We start from the raw sequence: 10,473 nt of genomic DNA, 5'->3' as shown, positions 1-10,473 counted from the left end.
CTGATGTTGTGGATCGGCCGGATGCAACTGATGACCCGTCGCGGCTTCATGACCGACGATCCGATCGTGTTCACCCTGCGCGACCGGGTCAGCCTGCTTTGCGGAGTGCTGATGCTGGTGATCTTTCTTGTTTCCGCACTGGGGGGACGAGCATGAAACCCCATGTGACAACCTGGTCCGACCTGCCGGGCGGTTTCTGGAAGCTGCTGCTGATCGGGATGGGACTGCGCATCCTGTGGGCCGTTGTTATACCCGTGCTGCCAGTGTCGGACAGCTGGGCCTATCATCAATTCGCGCGAACGCTGGTCGATCACGGCGTCTATGGTTGGAGCGCGCTGGAGCCCACCGCCTATTGGGCGGTCGGAACATCGGGGCTGGTCGCCTTCACCTATCTGTTCACCGACAGCTATGTCGGGGTGGTGATCCTGAACCTGATTGCGGGATTCATGATCCTGACGCTGTCGCATCATCTGGCGGCGCGCTGGTTCGACCCCCGGGTCGGGCTTCTGGCCATGGCGCTGGTCGCGTTCTGGCCGAACTTGATCTTCTTCACGACGATCCTGTCGAGCGAGTTGTTCTTTATCGCCATGACCCTTGCCGGGCTGTTCTTCTGGCAAAGACCGGTCGGCAATCCGATGGCGAACCTGATCCTGGCGGGGCTGGTCTGGGGGCTGACCTCTTATATCCGGCCGGTGATCCTTTTGGTGCCGGTCGCGCTGGCGCTGGTCGATCTGGTCCGCGGCCCGCGCCGTTTCGCCGTCACCGCCATGGAGGCCGGGATCGCCGTGCTGCTGATTATGCTGATCGCTATGCCCTGGACCATGCGCAACCAGCAGGTCTTTGGTACGCCGGTCATGATCTCGACCAATTTCGGCCCCAATCTGTGGATGGGCAACAACCCGGCCAGCAATGGCGGGTACATGGAACTGCCGCCCGAGGTCGGTCCCATGTCCGAGATCGAGCGCAGCGATTACCTAAAGGCTGAGGCGAAGCAATTCACTATCGAAAATCCCGGCGCGGCGATCCGGCTGCTGGGCGTGAAGCTGGTGAAGCTTAATATCCGCGAAACCATCGGTGTCGTCTGGAACGAAGTGCATCTGCGCGATATGATCGGTGATCGCGGAGTATTGGGCGCCAAACTGATCGCCACCGGATATTGGTATCTGCTTCTGGCTGGGGCACTGACTGGTATGGTAGCGATTGGGCGACGGCAGGGTATCACCGCGGCATTCTTTAACCCGCCGGTCGCGCTGTGGGGCTATTTCACTGCGCTGCATGTGGTGGTGGTGGCTGAGGATCGCTATCATATGCCCTCCGCCCCCTTTATCGCGATACTGGCGGCGGTTGCGCTGCACGCGCTGTTGTTGCAGCCGCGCACACCGCCGGGTAAGAAGGCATTTCCCGCATGAACCACTGGTTGCTGATCATGATCGCCGCAGGGTCGAACGTGGCGCTGAACCTGTGCCTGAAAAAGGGCGGGCAGGGGCTGAATGTCTCCAGCCCCTGGGCCATCGCCATGTCGATCCTGACATCGGGCTGGATGTGGCTTGCGGTGCTGAGTGCCGGTTTCTTGTTGACCGCTTTCGTGGCAGCTATCCGCCTCTATTCTCTGAGCCTGACTTATACCGTCGTCACTGCTCTGGCGATGGTGTTGCTGACGGTAATTGGGATGTTGCTGCATCAGGAAAGCGTCAATCCGGCGCGTATCGCAGGACTGGGGCTTATCATCGCAGGCTTGGCAGTGACGGCAATGGCGGGCGGATCGTCTTGATACAGTCTCTTGTCAAAAGGCGTGCCAATCAGCACTCCGATACATGACTGCGAATTCGGTTGGCCGACGATCAGATAAAGACATCGAAGAATATTCTTTGTCCAGCACAAGATTGCGCGTCAAAATATCCATCCTGTGTAGAAATGAGCCTGAATTAAAGAACCAGACTTTCGAAATGTTTTTTGACGCGACTTAAGGGAAAGAATGTCTCAAATTTTTTCGCTGATAGTCGTTATATGATGCGCTTGCCAATTTCGGAGACATATCGTGCCGCCTATGGTCCCGCGTTTTTTTTCTGCCTTTGCTATGGTAATTTTTGCTATCGGCCAGATATACCTTGTTCCAAAGGTAGTTGATGTTTCGGATGGGTTAGACTTTAGGCTGGTATGGCTAGCCGGGGATCTATGGAATAATGGAATAAACCCCTACTCTGACCGTTTTAATCAGGAATATCTTCAACGGTTTGGACTCGGTCCACAAAGTCATTTCTGGGTTTATCCACCCTCGTTCCAGCCACTGGCAGGATTTTTGGCGCGCCTGGATTTCGTGCATGCGCTTCAGGTCTGGAATATTCTGAACTTCTGTTTTCTGCATTTGGCTAGTCTATTGGTGGCGCGAACTATCACCTCGGCTGAAAGTGCTGATGTACTATCCGTTTATTTGATCATCGTTGGCTTGGCATCGATGATGCAAGCAACGGCGGTGGCCATTTCAATCGGTCAAACCTCGTTTCTGGTTTATCTTGGTATCGCCCTGCTGATCTATGGCTATCGGACGAGGCAGGTGGTTTATGTGGCAGCAGCACTGACTATCGTCGGCTTAAAGCCAAGCGTCGGGATAGTACTGTTCTGCGCTGTGTTCGCCTCTGCTCACCTGCGCTGCGCGATCATTCCGGCAGTTATGATGCACGCATTGCTAGTGATGGTTTCTGCCGCGCAAATGGGGCTCATGGCGGATATGATCGGGTTTTTTGGCGCTGTGAGTTCCTATGCGACAGAGGGCGGCCCCGCCAATGCGGCTGAAAATTTGATCGGATTGGTACAGATTGCCAATCTGTTTGGATTATATCTGAACGGCACAATCCTGCTTCTGGTCGCTTGCGGGACAGCGTTTCTGATCGGCTGGTGGGCGCCCGACTGGGCGCTGCTGACAATCTCTCTGGTCTGCATCATTGGGCTGCTGGTCGTGCCGTTACATAGCTACGATTTGACCTTTACGGTCATCGTTGTCGCGCCGACGCTATGTGCGCGATTTTTTCCGCGCTCGTTTTTTTTGCTCATGGGTTTTGTGCTGCTGTTCCGTGCCGAGAATCTAGCGCGAGTGACAGGGATCACTAATCCGGACGGGCACATCTTTCCCGGTAGCCTGATTGAGACTATTGGCCTACTGATTCTGGCGATAGCCACGTACGCCTGCTGGTTTGGCGCCGAACGTCTAGACGGTGACCCGAAATCCAAAGTGAGTAGGTCATGATACGGTCCATCACGCGCCTTGAGTTCATTGAGGCTCAGACAGATTTTTGAAATCCCTAACGGAAGAAACGCTTCCAAAACCCTTCGGACTGTGAAGCAGGCAAGGGTTCTGCATGGGTAACAGGCACAGCCTTTTCCTGCGCTGTGCGCAGGTCTGACAGCAAACCGGTTGCCTGCTGGCGCCACTTGTCCCGATCTTCCCGCAAGTCTGTGATCACCGCTTCCTTATCGGCCAGCCGCTCCTGCGCCGCTTCAAGACGCGCCTGCAACTCTCTGATAAGCCCATCATTTGCGGTGTTTGCTGTGGGTTTACTTAGTGTTTCTTCGCGTTCGACAGAAACTGTTGGGGCGTAAACTCTGTGCAGCTCAGCAGGGTCGATGTGAAAGGTGCCTGTCTCATCCTTAACCGCTGAAATTCTACCGCTTTTTATGGCCTTGGAGATCGTAGCCTTTGACTTTCCGGTAGCCTTTGCTGCTTCTCCTAGGGTGTATGCCACTGGGTTTCCTATAGTTCGTTTTTCGCGATAGTGAACTGTTTACCTGTTTACGTCCAGTTCCTCGGGAGGGTGGTGCTACGCCCGCAGGCTCTCTTGCTTCTTGCAGTAGGCCACGAAGGCCGCGCCGGGGTTCTTCGGGGGGTTGCCCTTGACCGTTTCCTCGTGTGCAAAGGCCATCCAGTTCGCCTGCAGGACGTAGTAGTCCCAGCCGAGCGTTCTGGCATGTGTGCGGGCCTGTTCCTCGGCCCATTCGGGGATGATGATGGACGGGGACAGTTCGACCTGCACCGAACGAGGGCGCACGGTCACAAGGTCATTCTCGTCAACCTCGAAACGATAGAAGGGGGTCACGTCCGCCTTGATGATCTCGCGCAGGTTATGGCGGAAGCGTTTGATCGGGGCGTTGCTGCCGGTCTTGTTCTGGAGGTTCGCCAGCCCGATCTGCCACTTCGGGGCGGTCCCGCAGTGCTTCCGGGCAATCTCATACAAGCGGCGCTCCAGAGGTCTGCGCAGGCGGAAATAGTCGTGGGAGATCGTCACCACTTGGTCGGTTTCTATCGCTCGCATCAACCAGCGCGACAGCTTTACCTCGCAGTAATCGAGGCGAAACCGCTCATCATCGGTGCGCACAAAGCCGCCCTCGTCGATCAGGGAAAAAATCCGGGTTTCGACCTTCCCCCCGGATTTGATGTTTGTCACGAACTGCGCCCCTTGCAGGCGGGCAAAGGCGTCCTCAAGGCGCTTGTAATGGTTCCCGCCGATGGGCCGGTTCGTGGCAACCGACAGTTCGCGAGCCGAGAAGCGCACCGTGTCGCCAATCGGCTCGCCCCGGTTCTTCCGGGCCATCAACTGGCTGATGGTGAAGATGAGGATATCCTTGTCGAAGATCGTCGGCAGGCCGAGGCCGGACGGGCGGATCTTCAGCACGTTGTCGCCGTTCCGGTATTCGAGGTGCCGCATGTCCGGCTTCGTCGCCAGCGAGAACAGGGGGTGCTCCATCGACGCCATGTCGTCTTTCGGCACCGCGTCCGCGATGTCGAGCACGAAGAAATCAAGATTTGGGTGGCGATCTGGAAGCAGGCTCATGAGGCGAAAGTTTGACCTATCAGGAACTGTCTTGTTTGACCTATCAGGAACGGAAAGCGGAGGGAAGGGCGTTTGACCCTTTCGGAACCAAAGTTTGACCCTTTCGGAACCAAAGTTTGACCCTTTCGGAACCGTGCGGATAGTTTCTTGCTATGTTGTCAGTCGCTTACGGGCAATTTTCGCCCCCGTAACTTACTCCGTAGGTAACACTAATAACACTAGGGCCTTACAGGCCGATCCTGTGGATAAGTGCAGCCCGGCGCGCAAGGTGCTGCCCACGGCACTGACAGCACCCCAACAGACAGGTTACGATAGCAGCACGGTCGGGATTTGCTTAGAAGCAACAAGCTGGCCGGGAAGGCGCTTATGTGCTAATGTGGGTTTGTGGTAACCTTGGGGAGCATCACATGAGTCGCCTGACCATCGACATGACCGAGCAGCAGCACCAAAGCTTGAAGGCACTTGCCGCCTTACAAGGAAAAACGATCAAGCAATACACCCTCGAACGGCTGTTTCCGAGCGATGAAACCGCAGATCAGGCATGGCAGGAACTGCAAACCCTGCTGAAAGCCCGTGTTCAGAATGGGCTGGCCGGGAAGATCACCTCGAAGGGCATCAGCGATCTTCTGGCTGAGGAACTGGTCGAGGCTGGTCGGGATTGACCAAGAATTACATCCTGACGGATGATGCGGCCAACGATATGCGTGGCCTCATCCGATACACGCGCAAGACATGGGGCGCCGCCCAAGCCCGGCGCTACGCCGACGATCTGGAAAAGGGGATCATCCGTCTTGCGGGCGATCCCGCGCGTTTCAGGGATATGAGCGAACTCTATCCCACGTTGCGCATGGCGCGCTGTGAGCATCATTATGTGTTCTGCCTGCCCCAGGACGGTGCCCCGGCCCTGATCGTCGCGATCCTGCATGAGCGCATGGACCTGATGGCGCGGCTGGTGGATCGCTTGAACGGGCCTGAAACCTGATCCAGCCCGGAGTGTGAAAGCCCGGTTTTTGTGTGTCGGGAAGCCCGGAAACCCCGCAGCGGCAGCCCATTCCACGTTTCGCCCTGGCGGAGGCTGATGGGCCTAAGCCCCGAAGGTGGATCAGCCTCCGCCAGCATAACCGACAACGGGGCAGGTGGAAACTACCGGTTCAATTCCCGGTCTGCTGCGCGGGCCGGTTGATCCAGATGGCGCAGAAGCTGCTGCCGTCCTGCTGTTCAACGACCTGACCGCCTGCCGATCCGCAATAGACGCGAGGAAACTGGCCGAACTCGCGGGCATCGCCTCTGCCGGTGATCCAGAGGGCCACCAACACGCCCAGAAGCGCCCCTGTGGCCCCGATCGAGGCTAACCATACCCAGAACCCGCCGAACCAGCGCCACGCCTCTCTGCGGGCCTCTCCTGCGGCCCGTGAGAGGTCTTTCGCCGCCTTGAGGCTTCTCGGCGTGGGATTTCTCGATTGCCTCCTTGGCGGCGCTCTGTGCGGCCTCTACGGCGTGTTTGCGCACATCATGCCCAACATAGGCCAAGTCGCGGCGCATGGCCTCCTGCATGGCAGGGGCGGTCTTGCCAAGCTGGGCGAGGAATTTGGCAATAGTCGCGTTGAAGGCTTCGGCCTCGTCCTTGTCGAGGCTGGTTCGCTGGAGGTGATCCATCTGGCGGCGAATGAGGGTGATTTCATCGGCCAGAATCTCGAATGGGTCTTTGACGCCGCTCATGCCTCACCCGCTCCGGCGCTTTGCGCCCTCGCATCGAGGTCGGCCAGCAGTCCGGCGATCTCTTTCTGATCGACTTCCCGGGTTGCGTGTTTGCGCAGGGTGGAGGCCAGCCAGCGGGAAATCTTGGGGTCTTTCAGGGCCTCGGTGGTGACGATGGCGCCGACGATGATCTTGCGCCGGGTCTCGCTGGCCTTCTGACGGGTTTTGAGGCGGGCCAGCTTCGCTTGCGCCTCTGCAATCTGCTGGTCGATGGTGCGCGCCATTCTGCCGCCTTTCCTTCTCAGAACAGTTGAAATTTTGTCGCGTTCTGAATAGCGTGTCAAACACGAAGTGCCCACTTATACAAACGCTGCGCGTTTGTGTGGGCAAAGGGGCAGTTGCATTCCCCTTTGAACCCCAAGCAAGAGCGCGCGCGGAAATGGCGATCTATCACCTTCGGGCCACGATGATTTCCCGCTCCGCCGGTCGCAGCGCCACGGCGGCAGCGGCCTATCGCACCGCCGAGCGGATCGAGGATCACCGCACCGGGCTGACCTTCGATTACCGGGTGCGTGGCGGCGTCGATCACGTCGAAACCCTCGCCCCTTCCAACGCGCCCGCATGGGTGCAGGACCGGGCGGCGCTATGGAACGCGGTCGAGGCGGCAGAGACCCGGAAGAATTCGCAGGTGGCCCGCGAAATCCGGGTGGCCCTGCCCGCCGAGCTGGACCATGCGCAGCGCGTCGAGCTGGTGCGCGAGTTCTGCCAGCGCGAGTTCGTGGCCCGTGGCATGGTGGCTGATATCGCCCTTCATGCGCCGGGACGCGAAGGCGATGATCGCAACCACCACGCCCATATCCTGCTGACCACCCGCGAAATCGGCCCCGAGGGGTTCGGGGCGAAGAACCGGGACTGGAATGCCAAGGAAATGCTGGAAGGATGGCGCGAGGCATGGGCGCGGGACAGCAACCGCGCCCTTGAGCGATGCGGCCTCGATGAACGGATCGACCACCGGACGCTAGAGGCGCAGCGGATCGAGGCCTCGGCGCGGGCGACCGCGGCACATGATGGCGGCGACGAGGTCGAGGCACTGCGGCAGACGGTGCGGGCGGTGGAGCTGGACCGGGAGCCGCTGCCGCAACTGTCTGCCGGGGCGTGGCAGATGAAGGAACGCGGGATCGAGGTGGCGGCCGTCCGGGTGTGGCGTGAAGTCAAGACGCAGGCGGCCGAGGTGGCAAAGGTGGCGGAGGTTCTGGCCGGTCAGGTGCGAGACTGGATCGGGCGGGCTGTGGATCGCCTCGGGCCGCCGGAGCCGGAATCCGCCCGCAGCTTGGCCGAACGGCTACGGGAGGCCGCGCAGGGGATCGACCGGGGAGCACTGGCCGAGGCCGCAGCGCGGTTGCAGGAAGGCCGGGAGGCCGAGGAACGCCAGCGGGTGCAAGAGCGGCAGCGCGAACAGGTGCGCGAAGCCCGCCACCGCGACAAGGGCATGGATCACGGCATGTAGCGCGGTGATCCGAAAGTACTTCGCGCGGCGAGGGCCAATAAAATCGTTTTTGTTTGTCACTTCCTATCTAGGTCGTGTTGACAAAAGGGATTCACATCAGGCTTTGAGCATGATTCAAGCTGGCATCTGCGATGGAGACCAGCTTGGCACGAGACCTTATGTCGGACGAGGAATGGACGTTCTTTGAGCGCTTCATCCTCGCCGTCCGCGCCCCGAACGGGCGTAAACCCACCAACCACCGCCTCGTTCTTGATGGGATTTTCTGGATTGCCCGAACCGGGGCGCCTTGGCGCGATCTTCCCGGGGAGTTCGGCAAGTGGTCGAGCGTCTATCGGCAATTCCGGCGCTGGACGTTGGCCGGGCTCTGGGAGGACATCATGGAGGCACTGAACCAGAGCGGAGCTGTGCCAAGCGCCCTGCAGATGATCGACAGCACCGTAATCCGCGCCCACCATCAGGCAGCGGGCGCTAAAGGGGGACTCCACGACAGGGTTTCGGCCGTTCTCGAGGTGGCTTTACGACCAAGATCCACCTCCTCGTCAATGCACACGGGCTTCCCATGAGGACAGAGATCACGCCAGGCCAGACGTCGGACTATCTCGGCTTCGATCTGGTGATGGCGGATAATCTGCCCCGCCCGAGCGTGCTGCTCGCGGATCGCGGCTACGATGCAGACAAGATCAGAGACGGCATGGAAGCGCGCAACGTCCTGCCCGTGATCCCGATGCGAAAGTCCCGCAAGAAGCGGATTGGTGTCGATCGCTCGCTGTATCGCCTGCGTAATCTGGTCGAACGCTGCTTCAACAAGCTCAAGAACGCCAGGCGTGTCGCGACCCGCTACGACAAGACGGCGGAAAGCTTCCTCGGCTTCATTGACATCACGTCGATCCGTCTCTGGATCCGCCATTTGTCAACATGAGCTAAATTGGGATACCGTCGGAATAGCTATTTTAGTTGTATTGCGGCAACTTGTTAATTGGTGACCGGTCGAGGGCGGACTGTGACGGAAGAAATACAAACCCAACCGGTCACCGGCTCTGCCTTGACCGATCCGCTGCTCGGTCCTGACTTGCCCCAAACCGGGGCAACGGTTCCGCTGGTTATCGATCTGGACGGCACATTATGCCGCAGCGACACGCTGCATGAGGGAATGCTCAGCCTGATTGCACGGCAACCGACAGCGCTGTTGCGACTACCCTCGTGGCTTGCCAGAGGAAAATCCGCATTCAAACGACAGATCGCCGATCTGTCTGTCCTAGATCCTGCACTTCTGCCCTATGACAGCGATGTGCTGGAAATGATTGCGCAGGCAAGAACTGAAGGGCGACAGGTGGGGCTGGTCTCTGCCGCCGATCATAGGCAGGTCGAGGCCGTGGCCGCGCATCTTGGTATCTTCAGTCTGGCCGTCGGCTCGGGCAGCCTTGGCACCGATGGCAACCTGCGCGGCAAGGCCAAGGCCGACTTCCTTATCGCTCAATTTGGCGCACAGGGGTTCGACTATCTAGGTGACAGCGCTACTGATTTACCGGTCTGGAAGGCGGCAAGGCATGCATTTGGGGTGCGGCTTCCGCCTGCCCTGCAGCGTCGCGCGGCGTCCGAAGGCATAGCTCTGGGTGGGATCGGCAGCACGGGCGGCTGGCCCATCCGGGCGTTGATCCGAGCCTGCCGCCCCCATCAATGGGCCAAGAACCTGCTGATCCTGCTGCCGGTGCTGGCATCTCAGGATCTGGGCGGGCTGCCCGCCGCGCTCCTGGCGATGCTGTGCTTTTCGCTGACGGCCTCGGCGATCTATATCGTCAACGACTTGCTGGACCTGCCCTCGGATCGCGTCCATCCGCGCAAGCGCAACCGCCCCTTTGCCTCGGGCGCGGCCAATGCAGTACAGGGGCTGACGGTATCGGCGGGATTGCTGGTGGTCTCGATGCTCTTGGCAGGACTGTTCCTGCCAGTGAATTTCCTGTGGATCCTGCTGTTCTATCTGGTGACGACAACGCTTTACTCGCTGTCGTTCAAGCGCAAGATGATGGCTGACGTGATCGGATTGGCGGCGCTTTATACCTTGCGCATCGTCGCGGGCAGCATGGCGACCGGCATCGTGCTGTCGCCGTGGCTGCTGGTATTTTCGATGTTCCTGTTTTTTTCCCTGGCCACGATAAAACGTCAGGCCGAACTTGAGGATCTTGCCCTGCGTGGCAAGACTGCGACCGAGGGCCGCAATCTGATGGTCGCGGATCTGCCCATCTATCAGGCGATGTCCATCGCTGCGGCGCAGGCGGCTGTTCTGGTCTTTGCGCTGTATTCTCAGGATAATCAGGTTCAGCAGCATTTCGGCAGCCCGGACCTGCTGTTGCTGATCTGCCCGGTTCTGATGTTGTGGATCGGCCGGATGCAACTGATGACCCGTCGCGGCTTCATGACCGACGATCCGATCGTGTTCACCCT

The 10,473-nt window shown here is 59.2% G+C and carries 12 protein-coding genes; 8 read left to right on the top strand and 4 right to left on the bottom strand.

The annotated features are described in order from the left end of the window. The first annotated feature begins 152 nt into the window (after window positions 1-152). The 3 genes from Q1A36_RS20660 to Q1A36_RS20650 all read left to right on the top strand — a co-directional run bounded on the left by Q1A36_RS20660 (window position 153) and on the right by Q1A36_RS20650 (window position 3,244). The gene (locus Q1A36_RS20660) at window positions 153-1,409 is read left to right on the top strand and encodes a glycosyltransferase family 39 protein (RefSeq protein ID WP_299847931.1); all 1,257 of its coding nucleotides are present in this window, start codon (window positions 153-155) and stop codon (window positions 1,407-1,409) included. An 8-nt stretch (window positions 1,410-1,417) separates the two neighbouring features. Continuing rightward, window positions 1,418-1,771, top strand: coding sequence for a hypothetical protein (locus Q1A36_RS20655; protein WP_299847929.1), 354 nt, complete (start codon window positions 1,418-1,420; stop codon window positions 1,769-1,771). Between the two features lie 276 nt (window positions 1,772-2,047). Continuing rightward, entirely contained in the window at window positions 2,048-3,244 is a 1,197-nt protein-coding gene (locus Q1A36_RS20650; protein ID WP_299847927.1) for a hypothetical protein, read from the top strand. Window positions 3,245-3,299: 55 nt separating this feature from the next. Here Q1A36_RS20650 and Q1A36_RS20645 read toward each other — a convergent pair whose 3' ends face one another. Further along, window positions 3,300-3,740 carry a hypothetical protein gene (locus Q1A36_RS20645; protein ID WP_299847926.1) on the bottom strand — a complete coding sequence of 147 codons (441 nt, stop codon included), beginning with the start codon at window positions 3,738-3,740 and terminating at the stop codon, window positions 3,300-3,302. Window positions 3,741-3,815: 75 nt separating this feature from the next. Next, complete coding sequence (locus Q1A36_RS20640; protein WP_299847924.1) at window positions 3,816-4,826, bottom strand: replication initiator protein A; 1,011 nt, start codon at window positions 4,824-4,826, stop codon at window positions 3,816-3,818. Window positions 4,827-5,233: 407 nt separating this feature from the next. Here Q1A36_RS20640 and Q1A36_RS20635 point away from each other — a divergent pair, with 407 nt between their 5' ends. Both Q1A36_RS20635 and Q1A36_RS20630 read left to right on the top strand, forming a co-directional pair. Then, window positions 5,234-5,488, top strand: coding sequence for an antitoxin (locus Q1A36_RS20635; protein ID WP_299847922.1), 255 nt, complete (start codon window positions 5,234-5,236; stop codon window positions 5,486-5,488). Next, on the top strand, window positions 5,485-5,808 hold the full coding sequence (locus Q1A36_RS20630) for a type II toxin-antitoxin system RelE/ParE family toxin (RefSeq protein WP_299847920.1): 324 nt from the start codon (window positions 5,485-5,487) through the stop codon (window positions 5,806-5,808). The genes Q1A36_RS20635 and Q1A36_RS20630 overlap by 4 nt, the downstream gene beginning before the upstream one ends. A gap of 236 nt (window positions 5,809-6,044) precedes the next feature. Here the strand turns inward: Q1A36_RS20630 and Q1A36_RS20625 are convergent, their stop codons facing one another. Both Q1A36_RS20625 and Q1A36_RS20620 read right to left on the bottom strand, forming a co-directional pair. Continuing rightward, window positions 6,045-6,545: a hypothetical protein gene (locus Q1A36_RS20625; RefSeq protein WP_299847918.1), complete on the bottom strand. Its 501-nt coding sequence runs from the start codon at window positions 6,543-6,545 to the stop codon at window positions 6,045-6,047. Beyond that, entirely contained in the window at window positions 6,542-6,808 is a 267-nt protein-coding gene (locus Q1A36_RS20620) for a hypothetical protein (RefSeq protein ID WP_299847917.1), read from the bottom strand. The genes Q1A36_RS20625 and Q1A36_RS20620 overlap by 4 nt, the downstream gene beginning before the upstream one ends. Window positions 6,809-6,963: 155 nt before the next feature. Here Q1A36_RS20620 and mobQ point away from each other — a divergent pair, with 155 nt between their 5' ends. From mobQ to Q1A36_RS20605, 3 genes are all read left to right on the top strand, one after another. After that, entirely contained in the window at window positions 6,964-8,031 is a 1,068-nt protein-coding gene (gene mobQ, locus Q1A36_RS20615) for a MobQ family relaxase (RefSeq protein WP_299847915.1), read from the top strand. Between the two features lie 131 nt (window positions 8,032-8,162). Beyond that, window positions 8,163-8,950, top strand: a protein-coding gene (locus Q1A36_RS20610; protein WP_173485039.1) for an IS5 family transposase whose coding sequence is annotated in 2 segments (ribosomal slippage) — window positions 8,163-8,502 and window positions 8,502-8,950 — 789 coding nt in all. Because the reading frame shifts where the segments join, the coding sequence is not laid out codon by codon here. Between the two features lie 123 nt (window positions 8,951-9,073). Next, on the top strand, window positions 9,074-10,473 hold a 1,400-nt coding region (locus Q1A36_RS20605; protein WP_299847910.1), incomplete at its 3' end, for a UbiA family prenyltransferase.

Origin of the sequence: uncultured Paracoccus sp. (assembly GCF_947487305.1) — a bacterium.
Lineage (GTDB): Bacteria > Pseudomonadota > Alphaproteobacteria > Rhodobacterales > Rhodobacteraceae > Paracoccus.
This window is presented reverse-complemented; position numbering and strand designations above follow the sequence as displayed.